Here is a 15,120-nt window from a genome sequence, read left to right as displayed (position 1 = left end):
ATTCTCTGTAGATTCTTCAATGGTAATTTTATTACCACTTGAAGATGTTTTATAGGAGCTTCTCTTTTGCGATCCAGATAAATTTGTAGGTAATTCCACAACGGCTCCCAAGGTTACCGCTTTGTTTTCAGCTTTTATTAATTCATACTGCAATCCAGCTTTTAGTTTAAACCCGTTATAATAATTAACATCCGATATATTAACCAAAGATTCGTAATACACATTAGTATCTTGATTTATAGAGCCAAAAAGAACAGATAAATCTACTCCTAATGAAAACCTATTTCCTAAACTTAGTCCACTAGACACGTAAAACTTATTTAAACCACCTGATCCTGTTATTCTTGAAAGGTAAGTTTCTGTAGAACCTTCAATAGGACTTTCTATATCAATATCATAACCCACTTTTGTATAAGGTAGAAGTCCAAAACTCATTCCTAAATTTTTCCTTAAAGGAAAGGCCATAACAACATGAGAGATATTATAATCGCTTGTATTTTCACTAATATTCTCGGTTTTTATGGTAGAATACATACCATTTAAACCAAATTCATATAAAAAAGTATTTAGTTCTATATTTCCTAAACTGGCAGGGTTAAATAAGTTTATTTCCCCTGGATTATTCTGTGATATTCCTGTATTCCCTAAACCCGTTAATCCTCCAGTTGCCGTTTTATTCTCTACGCCTAAACCAAACAAAGAATAAGGTGTGCTAGTGTCATTTTGAGAATAACATGACGGTATAATTGCCACAATAAATAGCAACGTTTTTATTTTATTCATTTAAATATATATTTAATACTTTAAATAAGTTATAGTTAGCTTAATGTTGTTGTTATTTTCATCTAGATTATCAATTATAACAGCATCAACAACGCTACTATAATCTTCAAATTGAATCATTATGGCATAATCTAAATCGTATTCTGAACTTAGAATAGCCTCAACAAAACCACCCATATCTATGCTGTAATAGGTGTTTTCATTAAACTCATCATTATTTTGATTTAAAACAGCATAGACTATATTGGAATCTAAATCGGTTAGTTGACTAACAATCCGGTTCTTATTATCAACAATATAAACCGCCAAAGACTCTTTTAAAGGTCTTAAATCATCATAACTATTTTGAAGTGGCCTAAACGTTAATACTGCATTTAAGGTTGTACTTTCATCAGATAGCGCATTTAAATCTTTAACCGTAGGCATTTCAATTCTTGCCGCAATCCCTGTGCCGGCTTGCGCAAAGATTAAATCGTCTGTGTCATCACTAGCAATGGTGATTTCACTACTTGAAAGTTCGCTAATAGCCGTGTATTCTAAATTTGTGGTAATATTATTAAACTGTTTACTTGAGGATGGTATGAAAAAATCTATCACCTGATTATTATCTTCACTACTATCAGCATTATCTTCTGTATAAAAAATACGCATAGAAGAATTATCATCTAAATCAGAATATGTTTTAAAATTAAATCCTAAAACATGGCTATCGTTAGTTGTATCTGGTATGATGGTTAGGCCATTAAAGTATTGAAGAAAATCATCGGTAGTATTAATCTCGTTATCTCTAATCTTATTAAAAATTTCTTCACCTAAATATTGATCTAAAGAAATATAAATAGAATCGGTTGTGCTGTTCGGTCTTGGAGTAAAAGACACTTCACCTAAAGCCTCTTCATCATATTTAAGACTAGAAGTATTATAAAACTCATCGTCTTCCTCTGGTTCAAAATATTCCAATAAACGGTGTACTTTATAAGTTTGTACTTGCGTAGTATCGCCATAATAATACGTATCATAGTTAAGAACCAAACCAATAGAATCATAAACAGCGCTCGTACTTATGGAAAAGTCTGAATTCTGCACTTGAAAATAGGTTTGTGCTTTTAGGTTTCCAAAATATTCATTCTTTAAACTCCCTAAAAGGATACGATTTGTACTGGAAGTAATAAGTGAATCGAGTTTAAAAGTACCCGCCTTTATCGAAAATGTATCAACTATAGTTATATTAATATTATTCTCAATAAAATCGGTACCTACCGGATAATTTTTTACATCATCACTACATGAAAACATAAAAAACAAACTCAAACTACTAATAATAAATAACCTCATTTCATTTTTTTAAAAAACAAAACTATTGGTAACCAAAACAAATACCACTTGAAAATAGACTAACCCATGTTATTTATAGACGAAACTGTAAAAATTATGTTAATATGTTAATATTCAGTTAATTAAATGCTTTGTAGATGATAATGAGCCCAACATAGACAAAAAACACGTGTTGGTCTATTTTGTAATGTTTTAAAAAGTACTAGCTTCTAAATTTGCAGAATATATAACGAAGAAATAAGTATAAATAATAAACAGTAACAATAATGAATGTATTAAAAAAGAGCAGCATTTTATTTTTCACCATCCTATCTATTTTATTAGTTGGTTGTAGTAATGATGATGATGATTCTGACGAGTATGGAAACTGGGTTGAAAGCTCATCGTTTGATGGAGATTCTAGAGGAAACGCCGTGAGTTTCACAATAGGCACAAAAGGATATTTAGTAACTGGTTATGATGGAGACGATTATTTATCTGACACTTGGGAATATAATTCTGAAGACGATTATTGGATTCAAAAAGCAGATTTTCCTGGAACAGCACGTAGCGGCGCTGTAGGCTTTGCTTTAAACGGAAAAGGCTATATAGGAACAGGTTATGATGGCAGCAATGAATTAACTGATTTCTGGGAGTACAACCCAGACACAAACCAATGGACACAAAAAGCAGATTTTGGCGGTACAGCTAGATATGGCGCTATTGGTTTTTCAGTAAACGGTAACGGATATATTGGAACCGGTTATGATGGAAGTGAGCAAAAAGACTTTTGGAAATATGATGCTACCGCAAACACTTGGGAACAAGTGGTTGGTTTTGGTGGGCAAAAACGTCAAAACGCATCGGTATTTGTTATAGACGATATTGCATATATAGGCACAGGTATCCATAATGGAAGTGTGGAATATGATTTTTACTCGTTTGATGGCTCAACTTGGACTGCCTTAACAGATTTAAATGACGATGACTTGGATGAAACAATAACTTATACAAGTAGCACAGGTTTCTCATTAAACGGAAAAGGGTATTTAGCCACAGGAATAAGCGGCTCTGTAACCAACACATGTTGGGAATACACGCCTTATGCAGATACCTGGGAAGAAGTACCTTATTTTGAAGGTTCATCAAGACAAGATGCATCTGCTTTCTCTTTTGATACTAAAGCATTTGTATTAATGGGAAGAAGTAGCAATTATTATTTTGATGATGTTTGGGAATTTAGACCAGATGAATTGGAAAATGAAGATGATTAATAGCTAATTTGTTTTTTATGCAATAAGGTTGAACTTGAAATTATTTATGTGTTATAAATTTAATTCTTGTTTAACCTTATTTTTTTTATAAAAAGTATAACAATTATTTAGCACTTTTTTAAGAACCAACTACCCTACTTTTGAACAAAATTTTAATATTGAGCCATTTTAAAAAAATACCTCCAACTATTATCCATATGCTGTTATGGATAATTTTTTTAGGTATAAGTGCCAGCCAAATCTATTTAAAAATTGGCATTATTCCTCAAGACTTCGTTTTACGATCTTGTATCTTGATTAGTGCTTTTTATTTAAATTACAATTTACTGGTACCTAACTTATTACTAAATAAAAAAACAGCACTATTTTTTATAGCTTTATTTGCTTTTGGGCTGTTCTTCATGTACATCATGGAAGAAATATTACCAAAACCAGATTTCATGCCCCCAAATGATTTCAATAGAACAGGATTTCCACCAAAAAAACCATCTCCTTTTCTACTAAATTTTAGAGGTTTTTTCCCATCAGGAGGACTATTACTTTTAATTTTTGCTTTAAGCACAAGTATAAAATTAGGAATGGAATGGTTTAAATCTGAAAAACAAAGGGTTATAATAGAGTCTCAAAAAGTAAACTCCGAATTATCATTTTTAAAAGCACAACTCAACCCTCATTTCCTTTTCAATACATTAAATAGTATTTATTCATTAGCGCACAAACAATCTAAAGACACTACAAATGCTATTGTTATTCTATCAGATTTAATGCGGTATATGATTTATGAAACCAATAAAGAATTAGTTCCGCTTGAAAAAGAAGTCGATTATATAAAAAATTACATTTCCTTACAGCTACTCCGTTTAAAAGATTCTAGCAATGTAAAAATTAACATTCATGGCAATTTAAACTTTAGCATCGAGCCCTTGCTTCTTATTTCTTTTATAGAAAATGCTTTTAAATACGGTACCGATTTTGAAGGCAAAACCAATATCACAATTAAAATAAACATAGAAGATGCACTTTTAAAATTTTATGTATACAACTCAGTATCGCACCAACAATCAAAAATTGAAAGCTCAGGTATAGGTTTAGAAAATATTAAAAACAGGCTGAAATTACTTTACCCAAACCAGCATACTATTACTATTAAGCACGAGAAAAACAGCTACGAAGCCAACCTAGTATTAAAACTTAAAAACCTATGATAACCTGTATAATTATTGACGACGAGCCATTAGCTTTAGAATTACTGGAAGATTTTATCTCTAAAATATCGTTTTTAGAACTAATAGCAACATGCTCCAATGGGTTCGAGGCCACAAATATTTTACACACTCAAAAAATAGATTTAATATTTACAGATATTGAAATGCCAAATTTTTCAGGCATCGATATTATAAAATCTTTAGACTACACTCCAAACTTTATTTTCACGACAGCCTATTCTCATTACGCTGTAGAAGGTTTTAATCTTAATGCTATCGATTACCTTGTAAAACCGATTCCATTCCATAGGTTTTTAAAAGCCGCAACAAGAGCATTAAACCTTATTAACGAAAAAGAAGAACCCAGCACTACAATTATTGAAAAACCAGCTCCTCCTTCGCCAGAGTATATTTTTGTAAAATCTGAGTACGAGAATTTAAAAATAAATGTAAACGAAATTAAATATGTAGAAGGCCTTAAAGACTACATTAAAATTTACACCAACAACAAAAAGCCAATTTTAACACTGAACAGCCTAAAGAAGTTTGAAGAAAAACTAGGGCAAGACAATTTTATTCGTGTTCACAAATCTTTTATCGTATCCATAAACCAAATACATTCGGTACAACGAAACAGAATAATTATTGACGATAAACGCATCCCAATAGGCCACAGCTATAAAAATGAATTTGTTAAAAAAATTGACTGTTAGAATAGTATTTTTATTTTGGGCGCCTGCCTGCAGGCAGGCAGGCCTAACCCGGGTGTCTGCTAACTTAAACTTATAATTTGTGAATTTGAGATTATTTTGAATAGGTTTGTAAACGGCCAGAAGTGGACAAAAAATCACCTTTTCTATTTTTGAAATTTACATAAGTAAAACAAATTAGCAATTCGGGTTAGCACTCAAACCGCTATGGCTTTTTTACTTTGTTGGCATTTTTATTTAGACAAAATTAATACCATGTTTCGCGCAAATTTCAGATACTTTTTCAAAATCTGGCGGACCAGCTGGAAGTTTTGCTAATTCTTTGAACATGTTTTCTATGCCTGCGGGGAAAGCAGATGTAATCATTTTAGCTTTTTCTGTTCCAACAACTTTCCACGAATGTGGTATTTCTTTTGGAGCAAAAGCTATATCTCCTTCGTTTAAAATAGTTGTTTTTCCATCAACCATTATTTCAATTTGTCCTTTTATGACTCTAAATATTTCATCTTCTTTGGTGTGAATATGAGGCGGAATCCCAACACCCGGCTCAACATTATCAACCCATTCAACTATCTGGTTTCCAGTATCACTACCAACCAGTTTGTGAGTTTGAATATCACCTATTACGTTCAAAACATCACCTTCAGAATCTTTAACTATTTTGGATTCGGTATTGACTGCGTGATTCTTTTTTGCAACGATAGATTGGCCTTGAATCATTCTAGGAATTAAGGCAAGACCTAATCCAAATCCCGAAGTTTTTATAAATTTTTTTCTGTCCATGATTAAATTTTCCCGAAATTTATATTGATAATATTAATATTGCAATGTGAAAATCACGGTAAATCCATAGATTTTAGGAGCAGTTAACTTTTTCTTAGGGCTGAGGGAGTAATTCCTGTATGGGTTTTGAAAAAATAGCTAAAATAATCGGGTGATGAAAAACCTAATTCAAAGCTGATTTCTTTTATGGTTTTGTTCGAAAATTTTAATGCGTGCCTAGACCTCATGAGTAATTGTTCAATTATGATACTTTTTGAACTTACACTCAGAACTTCTTTCACGCATTCGTTTAAGTATTTTGGAGAAAGATTAAGAAGGGAGGCATAATATGCTACTTCATGATATTCATTTATATACTTGTCAACAAGCTTTTTAAATTTATAGACTACATTTGTTTTGGAACTATTATTGGAAACTATAGATTTAATGTTGCATTGTCCGTCGCAGTACACAAAAAATGTGTTCAAAAGTGATAGTATGGCATCATCTTTATGGTTAAGGTGAGACCCTAAAAGCTCATCTATCATTTCCAAAATTGCCTGTGTTCTTTTTTCAATTCCTGGGCTTAGTTTAAATAATGGAATTTCGCCTGAATTGAAAAGCCTTACTTTATTAATGTGAAGGTTACTTAAAATAGGATTATCTAAAACCTCACTAGCCAAGTACAAAACATAACCAGAAGAAGTAGAATTATCTTTTTTCAAAATCTTCCATTGGTATTTAGGATCAATAAAAAAAATGGAATTGGAAACATTTTTATATAAAACATGGTCTATTTCAATACCTTCCACGTCATTTTTAATCCAACATACAGCAAAATCATTACTGTGATGTTTTACGGTAGTTTCTTTAGTTATTTGCGTTATGTTAATAGAATCGGGTTTCATTGAATACTAATGCCAATGTTTCGCGTAAATGAAATAGTTTTAGTGTTTTATATCCGACGTTACCCGCCGGCAGGAACTAAGGTAACTGATTTTTTTTTCAAAGTCAAGTGACAAATTAAAATACAACTCATCATTCAAAACTTACAACTCAGTAACAACAATTATAAAAAACCACCTTAGTGTTTGATATTTGAAGTGTAAAACAAATAAAACCATACATCATGAAGACACTTACATTAATTATCGCACTAGTATTATCAGTTAACCTTAGTTATGCGCAAGACAGCAAAACCCTAAGAAATATAACGGTAACCATAGAAAACATAGTAAATAATAATGGCCATGTTATTTTAGGACTTCATACTGAAAACACCTTTATGAAGGGAGAAGCCATTACAAGTGCAGTAAGCCAAATTGTTCATGGAAAAATAACCGTAACATTTGAAAATGTTGATTCTGGAACTTATGCGATTATGGCCTTACATGACCAAAACGATAATAAAAGAATGGATTTTCAAGATAACGGCATGCCTAAAGAATCTTACGGCATGTCAAATAACCCAATTAACTACGGCCCGCCTCAATTTACCTCGGCTAAATTCGATTTAATTGACGAAGATTTAGATTTAAAAATAATATTCTAAAAGAGATTATCAATCAAAAAAAAAGCGACCAAAATTATGGTCGCTTTTTTCACAGCTAGTAATCAGTTGTAAATTGTAAAAACTAACTTTTAATTTTAGACGTTTTAACTTAACCAAGCTTTCATCATCCATACTGTTTTTTCCTGTTCAGTTATAAAACCACTCATTAATGAGTTTGTACCTTCATCATTAGCATCACCAGATTTATTTAAAATGTCTCGTTCTATTTTTAATAATTCGGTAAGCGAATCAACAATTAACTTAACTGCTTTTTCATCTTCAGAAACATTTTTTCCGACTGGAACTTGCGCCTTTGCAGAATAATCTTCAAAAGTATGTAAAGGGGTTTGCCCTAACGTTAATATGCGTTCAGCAATTTCATCTACTTTAAGGTTTGCATCGGTGTATAACTCTTCAAATTTTACGTGTAAATCGAAAAAACGCTTGCCTTTAATATTCCAATGTATACCTCTTAAATTCTGGTAATATATTTGAAAATTTGCTAACAGATTATTTAAATCTTTGGCCAAATCTTTTGTCTTGTTAGTGTCTAAACCAATACTATTTAATGTTGTCATAATTTTTATTTTTTTGTTACCACAAATTTAATTTATAATTAACATGGTTTTCTATAAATTTTATTGATAGTTTTTATATTTTTATAGCCTAAATTGATAACGATGACTATTACCCAATTATATTATGTTTTGGCTGTTGCCGAAAACCAAAATTTTACAAAAGCTGCCGAAAAATGCTTTGTTACGCAGCCAACTTTAAGTATGCAAATTCAAAAACTTGAAGACCAACTGGATGTTCAAATTTTTGACAGAAGCAAAAAACCTATTGAGCTTACCGAGGTTGGTAAAAAAATAGTAAATCAAGCCAGGAATATTGTAAACGAATCGTACCGCATACAAGATATCGTAGACCAACAAAAGGGCTTTATTGGTGGTGAATTTAAACTTGGCATTATACCCACGATTATGCCCACATTGCTACCAATGTTTCTAAAAACCTTTATAAAGAAACACCCAAAAGTAAAACTAAAAATAGAGGAATTAACTACTGATGAAATTATAACCAGACTGAAAGAAGGTCATTTAGACGCAGCCATTGCAGCCACACCTTTAGAAGATGAAAGTATTAAGGAGCGTGTGCTATTTTTTGAACCCTTTGTAAGTTATATTCCTAAAGGGCATCGATTACATGCAAACAAAAAAATTGATGTTAAAGATTTAGATATCGATGATATGCTACTGCTTGAAGATGGCCATTGTTTTAGAGATGGTGTTATTAACTTATGTAAAGCTTTTAAGCACCATACTGAGGATAAATTTCAATTAGAAAGTGGCAGTATAGAAACACTTATAAAACTTTCAAATGAAGGATTAGGAATGACATTACTTCCTTTTTTACACACTTTGGATATTAACGATAAAGAAAAACATAATTTACATTACTTTAATGAGCCCTCGCCAGCGCGAGAAGTGAGTATCATTTATCATAAAAGTGAATTAAAAATGCAAATTATAGAAGCTTTACAAGATGTTATTGCAGGAATAATACGAGGTGCTATTGCATTTCAAAATGTAAAAATAATAAGTCCTTTATCAAAATAAAGAATAATAAAAAAAGCGACCATTAGGTCGCTTTTTTTTTATGGTTTTAAATAAATTAAACATTGATTTAATTCTGGGTTTTGCTGTACAAGAGAATGAATAAAAATTTTAAGCTCTTCAATCTCATAAGGCAGTAATCTTTGTAGCGCCTTTTGCACTTCTCTGCAAAACAATGATGCGTCAAAACTAACTTTGTTAAGCACAGTTTTGGTATACTCTAGCATTGCTCTTGCCATGATATTAGTAAGGTTTTTTTGGTTAAAAATATTAGTAGATTTGATTATAGGCGTGTTTATATTTCAAGACTAAAATAGTAAAAATTTATTCAACTCTGCCAATTTATAGTTTAATTAACATTTAAAATCGGTTATCACCATCCAATAAATTAACTCAAAAACCAAACACATGCTGTTATCCATTAGTCTTACCTACTGATATTGCTGTACCTACCACCTGTTTTTTAAAAATTACCTCAAAAAAAAAGCCTAAAATAAATTTCAGGCTTTTTTTGAGATAATAACAATTTATTTAATTAGCCATACCACTATTTAATAACTATTTTTTGAGTATACATTTTATCTTGACTAATCATTCTTAGAATATAAGTTCCAGCTGATTTATCTTTTAAAGAAATAGTGGGTTTAGAAACATTTAATTTTCCTTTAAGCACCTGTTCCCCAAGCAGATTATATAAATAGTAATCGTAAGCACTATCAGAATCTACCAATTTTACATTTAAAATACCATCAGATACTGGGTTAGGATATAAAACTGGTGATTTAAAATCAGATATTCCTTCCGTTCCAAGTGTTATTGGTTGCGTATTTAAAACGGTTTCCCAACTACCTCTTCCATAAGTTGCAGCTCTAAGTTTTCCTGTAGTTGGAGTAGGATAAAAAATCTCTAAATCTATTACAGCGCATTTTGGTAAATCAGTCAAAAACGGAACAGCCGAAGAAACTAGATTATCAATAGCATAAACTCCTAAATCTGCACCTACATAAACTTCATCATTTACATTATCTTTTCTATATACTATTGTGTTCATTGGGATATTAGGAAGTCCGTTAGATACGTTTATCCATGTTGAACCTCCGTCTGTGGTTTTATAAACTTTTTCACCATCTGTATACCCAGAAAAAACCACCCAAACTTTTGATGCGTCTGTATTTGAAACTGCTAAGTTTTTAAGCTTTGCTAAACTTACAGGTAACCCACTTGTAATATCAGTCCAAGTTGATCCAGAATTTGTAGATTTTGAAATCACATTGTCTTTAATAACATAAATAGTATTTGGACTACTTGGTGCAATCTCAAATCTTAAAATGTTATTTGCTGCTGGGTTTGGCGGTGTTGCTCCTGTTGTGCTATATGTTACGGTAGTATTTCCAGCAAACAAGTCGTTAGACACATATAAATCTGGACGTCCGCCTATATAAACTTTATCAGCATTTACAGGGTCTTGTTTTATAGGACTAAACCATTCGCCACTCGGCATTGCTGGAGCCCATGGTATATCTTGTTTACTAGCTCCTCCATCTGTTGAAAAATAGTAGCTTCCGTTTGTGGTAGACGACACAATATAACTGTCACTTGACCAGTCAATAAAACCATCTTCTCCATCACCTCCACTTAATATTGACCAAACTCCACCATTAGATTTTATAGAACCAATATCTTGTAAACCTGCAAAGAAAAAATCTTGACTAATTGTAGATAAAGCTATATTTGTTTGTTGCCCAACTGCAATATTACTTGTTATATCGGTCCATGAAACACCATCATCAGTAGTTTTAGAAATACCTCCATCACAAGTGGTGAAAAAAGTAGTACTACTTCCTGGCATATATTCAATATAAATAATATCAGCATGAATGTAAGGTTCTGGCTCAGAGTTATCACCAGGATAAGCTGGGTTTACCCCTAACCAAAACGTAATACGATTCCAGTTTACACCACCATCCGTAGATTGCCATTGATTAATACCGCCAATAGTTATTTTATCTTTATCTGCGGGAGAAACGGCTATTGCAAGGTCATGAAACGCTTGACCACCTACTGAAGCTGCAGTAGGATTAGCACTGGAGTGTAAAATATTTGGTGTAGAAGCTGTTGATTGTTTTGAAAAATTATTGCCGCTATCAGTTGAACGGTAAAAACCTTCAAACCCTTGATCGCTACTTCTTCCAATAATAGCGTAAACATAATTTGCATCGGCAGCTGTTACGGCTAATTCAATACGTTCAACATCACTTGCGTTAGGTAAGTCTCCAGCAGTATTAGGGTTTGCTGTCCAATTAATACCGCCATCTGTAGATTTGTAAATTTCCCTTCCAGCGGCATAAACTACTGATGAGTTAGATGGGTTAAATTCAATATCCGTTAGATACTCAAATATCGTTTGAGGCTCTACGGTGTCCCAACCATCAACAGTTCTGAAAACGCCACCATCCGTAGTAATCATCATTTTAAGAGGATCATTTGGATCCATTACTATTTTTGTGATTTTATAATTATCAGCAGCAGTCCAAACTAAGCCTGTGTTATTCCAGTTTAAACCTCCATCTATCGATTTTAACACACCAATACTTCTCCTATCACTCTCTCTATCACCAGTAGCTAAATACATTAAATCACTATCCGTAGGATGTATTACTAAACCTGCGCATCCTATTATTGGTAAATAATCTGTATTCGTAGTCCAAGAAGTTCCTCCATTGGTAGTTTTCCATAGTCCACCATCTGGAGCACCAACAAACATTGTAGTAGATGGGTTTTGCGGATCAAAAGTCACAAAGTTTATACGTCCTGAACCTGAATCATACCCTGACGCTATTGAACTTTGATTTAAAGAAACCCAAGCTGATGTAGCCGCAGTTGTTTTCATCTTATTATTAGCATCTTTGGCTAATTTATCATTAAAGTTTTTTTGCCATTCAATAAAATTTGGATAAGTATGAGATGGTAATGACATATCACCTGATGGATAGACCTTATCGGCAATTTGGTTTTCCCATCGCTTAAAGATTTTATACCCTTGTCCTTTTTCTGGAGTTTTATTTTCCCAAAAATTATCAAATTTTGACTGAACTTCATAAAAAGATTCCTTATTACTGGTTCCCATTTTAGTCCAACTTTTATCGTTTTGACCAAACGATAAAATCGAAATAAGCATAGTTAATGTAAGCGTGTAGAGTTTTTTCATTTTCAGAGTGAATTAATTGATTTTAAATAAAAATATAATTGCTTTTCTCGCTTCAACCGACCTTTAGATTATTCAGTCATTGCAACACAAATATTGCCTTTTGTTTTAAAGTGGTTTATGCAAACTTAATTTACTACAAATATCGATATACCCTTGTTTCAAAGTATAATATTTAACTACACAACAGCTACACAAATTTATTTTTTATCTATTAAAACCAATAAATCTTTAGTGAATTGTTCTTTAAGTGTTTTTAAAAGTTTTGTAAAGGTAATCTGCTAAAGAAAGTTCGCTTTTTTGAAGATTCATTTTTTTCGAAATACGATAGCGTTTACCTTCAATAGCACGAGTAGAAGATTTTAAAAATACAGCTATTTCTTTGCTTTTAAAGCCTACAAACAAATAGTAACATATTATAATTTCAGAACTTGTTAATTGAGGAAATTCATTCTTAATTCTTGTAAAGAAATCTATATTTAGCTCGTTAACTAATTTTAAGTGATCTTCGTTTTTATCTAAAAGAAGGGGTGCATTTATATGCAAATTTTTGTACAACTCTTTTATCTTATGTTGCTGATTTGCAGTTCCATCTATAGACGAAATATTTTTAATTTCTTTTTTTACATCAACTATGTATTCTTCTAAACCATGGACTTTTGCCTTAAGTTTCTCGTGATTGGATTTTAAATAAGTGTACTCATCATTATTTTTTTCGAAACTGGAAACTAGTTTCTTTGATCGTTTGTGTTTCACGACATAAAAAACAGAAACCAATGACAAAACTATAAACAATCCTATGAGCCAAATTTTAATAGTATTTTTTCCCTTTCGCTCAATTCCTAATTCAGTTTCAGATTGCATTAACGTATTGCCCATTAACAAACTAGCATTCATGGTTTTTTTCAATACGTAATCTTCCAAAACCCTTAAAGAATCTATGTAATTATTTTTTGATTTATAGTCCTCTTTAAAATCATAATAGTCTATATAAAGATTGTAATAATTTCTTTTGTCGTAGTCGTTCATTGCATTTCTAACACTTTCAGACTTTGATAAATAGAAAAGCGTAGAATCGATATCTTTTTTCTTGAAGTGAAAGGCTCCTAAAGAACCATAAATAGTTGCAACATGGCGTCTATGTAAAGACGATGGAATTGTAGCGTTGTCCTTTAAACTTCTTAAAGTCTTAAAATATTTATGAGCATGACTTAAACTATCCAATTCGATGTAATTGGTTGTTAATAGAAATAATGCATACATGTGATAATAGGCGTCATCTTCAATACGTTTATAATCATCTAAACTATTTAGCAATAATTGGTTACTCTTTGAATAATCCTTTCTGTTAACTGCGGTTAAGGCTTGCATTTGAGTAACCTCGGCTATTCCATTTTTATTATCGCTAAGTTCATAATATTTTTGAGCCTTCTTTAAGTATTTATAGGCACTAGAATCTTTTTTTACGATATATGAATTATAAAAAAGTTCTAACGACGCCCAACCAGCTATATCATAATTCTTTTCTAATTCCGCATATTTTAAAGCCAATACACTATTTTGATATAGCTTTGATGATTCGTCATTTTTATCATTAATTAACACTTTTAATTCGTAGTAACATGCCAAATGTCCTTTAATGTTTTTATTTAAAGGTTCGGGAATGGAATCTAAAAAAAGTGCTGCAATTTTTGGTTTTTTTTCTATTGAATTGCTTGCTGAATCTATATATTTTAAAAATCGTCCATTATGCTCATTTTGAGATACAAGTGGAAAGCCGAATAATAAAACAACTATAAATATTAACTTATAAAAGAATTTTAAATTCAATAGAATTTGGGGTTTGTATTATTGACGTATAATACATGCTAAAATATAAAAGGCTTCCTTAAAAAAGGTAGCCTTTTTACATAATTCTTTCTTAAATATGTTAAAATCGGTTATCGCCATCCAATAAATCGCCTAAACCACCAAGGATGCTGCCTTCGCCCTTATCTTTACCGCCTCCTCTTGGAGCACTAGCCAAAACACGCCCAGCTAATCTGCTAAATGGTAAGGATTGTACGTAAACCGTTCCAGGACCTTGAAGTTTAGCAAAGAATAAGCCTTCGCCGCCAAATACCGTGTTTTTAATACCTCCAACAAATTCAATATCGTAATCTACAGATTGATCGAAACCAACAATGCATCCTGTATCAACTCTTAAAGTTTCGCCTGATTTTAATTCTTTTTTTGCCATAGTACCACCTGCATGAACGAATGCCATACCATCGCCTTCAAGTTTTTGCATAATGAAACCTTCGCCACCAAAAAGCCCTCTTCCTAATTTTTTAGAAAACTCGACTCCTATACTTACGCCTTTTGCGGCACATAAAAAGGCATCTTTCTGGCATATAAACTTACCTCCAAATTCTGTTAAATCAATCGGGATAATTTTTCCTGGATATGGCGATGCGAATGATACATTTCGTTTTCCTGTAAGATCGTTATAAAAGGCCGTCATAAACAAGCTTTCACCTGTCAGGATGCGTTTTCCTGCGCCTAAAATTTTACCCATAAATCCGGTATCTTTTTTTGAGCCATCTCCAAAAATGGTTTCCATTTTAATGCCATCGTCCATCATCATAAAACTTCCTGCTTCGGCAACAACGCCTTCTTGTGGGTCGAGTTCAATTTCTACGTATTGCATTTCTTCGCCG

General features: G+C 32.1%; 13 protein-coding genes and 1 pseudogene. 5 read left to right on the top strand and 9 right to left on the bottom strand.

What is annotated here, in order from left to right; translation table 11 throughout:
- Nucleotides 1-783 (bottom strand): annotated as a pseudogene (locus WBN21_RS15920) (hypothetical protein); the annotation flags it as partial.
- Nucleotides 784-795: 12 nt separating this feature from the next.
- Nucleotides 796-2,118: a DUF4270 family protein gene (locus WBN21_RS15915; RefSeq protein WP_424202016.1), complete on the bottom strand. Its 1,323-nt coding sequence runs from the start codon at nucleotides 2,116-2,118 to the stop codon at nucleotides 796-798.
- A gap of 266 nt (nucleotides 2,119-2,384) precedes the next feature.
- On the opposite strand from WBN21_RS15915, the gene WBN21_RS15910 reads away from it, so the two are divergent.
- The 3 genes from WBN21_RS15910 (at nucleotide 2,385) to WBN21_RS15900 (ending at nucleotide 5,289) form a co-directional block, all read left to right on the top strand.
- On the top strand, nucleotides 2,385-3,371 hold the full coding sequence (locus WBN21_RS15910) for a Kelch repeat-containing protein (protein WP_424202014.1): 987 nt from the start codon (nucleotides 2,385-2,387) through the stop codon (nucleotides 3,369-3,371).
- A 410-nt stretch (nucleotides 3,372-3,781) separates the two neighbouring features.
- The gene (locus WBN21_RS15905) at nucleotides 3,782-4,576 is read left to right on the top strand and encodes a sensor histidine kinase (RefSeq protein WP_424202012.1); all 795 of its coding nucleotides are present in this window, start codon (nucleotides 3,782-3,784) and stop codon (nucleotides 4,574-4,576) included.
- The gene (locus WBN21_RS15900; protein ID WP_424202010.1) at nucleotides 4,573-5,289 is read left to right on the top strand and encodes a LytR/AlgR family response regulator transcription factor; all 717 of its coding nucleotides are present in this window, start codon (nucleotides 4,573-4,575) and stop codon (nucleotides 5,287-5,289) included. The genes WBN21_RS15905 and WBN21_RS15900 overlap by 4 nt, the downstream gene beginning before the upstream one ends.
- Before the next feature lie 234 nt (nucleotides 5,290-5,523).
- On the opposite strand, the gene WBN21_RS15895 is transcribed toward WBN21_RS15900, so the two are convergent.
- Nucleotides 5,524-6,069 (bottom strand): cupin domain-containing protein, encoded by a 546-nt coding sequence (locus WBN21_RS15895; protein ID WP_424202008.1) that lies wholly within the window; start codon nucleotides 6,067-6,069, stop codon nucleotides 5,524-5,526.
- Nucleotides 6,070-6,152: 83 nt separating this feature from the next.
- Nucleotides 6,153-6,956: a helix-turn-helix domain-containing protein gene (locus WBN21_RS15890; protein WP_424202006.1), complete on the bottom strand. Its 804-nt coding sequence runs from the start codon at nucleotides 6,954-6,956 to the stop codon at nucleotides 6,153-6,155.
- 221 nt (nucleotides 6,957-7,177) lie between these two features.
- Between WBN21_RS15890 and WBN21_RS15885 the strand changes: the two genes are divergently transcribed.
- Nucleotides 7,178-7,600, top strand: coding sequence for a DUF2141 domain-containing protein (locus tag WBN21_RS15885; RefSeq protein WP_424202004.1), 423 nt, complete (start codon nucleotides 7,178-7,180; stop codon nucleotides 7,598-7,600).
- Between the two features lie 104 nt (nucleotides 7,601-7,704).
- Here the strand turns inward: WBN21_RS15885 and WBN21_RS15880 are convergent, their stop codons facing one another.
- The gene (locus tag WBN21_RS15880) at nucleotides 7,705-8,178 is read right to left on the bottom strand and encodes a Dps family protein (RefSeq protein WP_424202002.1); all 474 of its coding nucleotides are present in this window, start codon (nucleotides 8,176-8,178) and stop codon (nucleotides 7,705-7,707) included.
- 102 nt (nucleotides 8,179-8,280) lie between these two features.
- Between WBN21_RS15880 and WBN21_RS15875 the strand changes: the two genes are divergently transcribed.
- Nucleotides 8,281-9,219, top strand: coding sequence for a LysR family transcriptional regulator (locus tag WBN21_RS15875; RefSeq protein ID WP_424202000.1), 939 nt, complete (start codon nucleotides 8,281-8,283; stop codon nucleotides 9,217-9,219).
- A 38-nt stretch (nucleotides 9,220-9,257) separates the two neighbouring features.
- On the opposite strand, the gene WBN21_RS15870 is transcribed toward WBN21_RS15875, so the two are convergent.
- From WBN21_RS15870 to WBN21_RS15855, 4 genes are all read right to left on the bottom strand, one after another.
- Nucleotides 9,258-9,455 (bottom strand): hypothetical protein, encoded by a 198-nt coding sequence (locus WBN21_RS15870; protein ID WP_424201998.1) that lies wholly within the window; start codon nucleotides 9,453-9,455, stop codon nucleotides 9,258-9,260.
- 308 nt (nucleotides 9,456-9,763) lie between these two features.
- On the bottom strand, nucleotides 9,764-12,424 hold the full coding sequence (locus WBN21_RS15865; RefSeq protein WP_424201996.1) for a T9SS type A sorting domain-containing protein: 2,661 nt from the start codon (nucleotides 12,422-12,424) through the stop codon (nucleotides 9,764-9,766).
- Nucleotides 12,425-12,667: 243 nt separating this feature from the next.
- Complete coding sequence (locus WBN21_RS15860) at nucleotides 12,668-14,251, bottom strand: helix-turn-helix transcriptional regulator (protein WP_424201994.1); 1,584 nt, start codon at nucleotides 14,249-14,251, stop codon at nucleotides 12,668-12,670.
- Between the two features lie 100 nt (nucleotides 14,252-14,351).
- Nucleotides 14,352-15,120: TIGR00266 family protein (locus tag WBN21_RS15855; RefSeq protein ID WP_424201992.1), on the bottom strand; the 769-nt coding region annotated here is incomplete at its 5' end.

The organism is Algibacter sp. (assembly GCF_049667265.1).
GTDB lineage: Bacteria > Bacteroidota > Bacteroidia > Flavobacteriales > Flavobacteriaceae > Algibacter_B.
Note: the sequence above shows the minus strand (reverse complement) of the source record. Positions and strands in the feature narration are given on the sequence as shown.

What these genes read in the sequence shown, in the direction of transcription:
- WBN21_RS15890 (WP_424202006.1), bottom strand. Translation starts at nt 6,956, where the DNA reads ATGAAACCCGATTCTATTAACATAACGCAAATAACTAAAGAAACTACC.
- WBN21_RS15885 (WP_424202004.1), top strand. Translation starts at nt 7,178, where the DNA reads ATGAAGACACTTACATTAATTATCGCACTAGTATTATCAGTTAACCTT.
- WBN21_RS15915 (WP_424202016.1), bottom strand. Translation starts at nt 2,118, where the DNA reads ATGAGGTTATTTATTATTAGTAGTTTGAGTTTGTTTTTTATGTTTTCA.
- WBN21_RS15905 (WP_424202012.1), top strand. Translation starts at nt 3,782, where the DNA reads ATGGAAGAAATATTACCAAAACCAGATTTCATGCCCCCAAATGATTTC.
- WBN21_RS15880 (WP_424202002.1), bottom strand. Translation starts at nt 8,178, where the DNA reads ATGACAACATTAAATAGTATTGGTTTAGACACTAACAAGACAAAAGAT.
- WBN21_RS15900 (WP_424202010.1), top strand. Translation starts at nt 4,573, where the DNA reads ATGATAACCTGTATAATTATTGACGACGAGCCATTAGCTTTAGAATTA.
- WBN21_RS15870 (WP_424201998.1), bottom strand. Translation starts at nt 9,455, where the DNA reads ATGGCAAGAGCAATGCTAGAGTATACCAAAACTGTGCTTAACAAAGTT.
- WBN21_RS15910 (WP_424202014.1), top strand. Translation starts at nt 2,385, where the DNA reads ATGAATGTATTAAAAAAGAGCAGCATTTTATTTTTCACCATCCTATCT.
- WBN21_RS15865 (WP_424201996.1), bottom strand. Translation starts at nt 12,424, where the DNA reads ATGAAAAAACTCTACACGCTTACATTAACTATGCTTATTTCGATTTTA.
- WBN21_RS15875 (WP_424202000.1), top strand. Translation starts at nt 8,281, where the DNA reads ATGACTATTACCCAATTATATTATGTTTTGGCTGTTGCCGAAAACCAA.
- WBN21_RS15895 (WP_424202008.1), bottom strand. Translation starts at nt 6,069, where the DNA reads ATGGACAGAAAAAAATTTATAAAAACTTCGGGATTTGGATTAGGTCTT.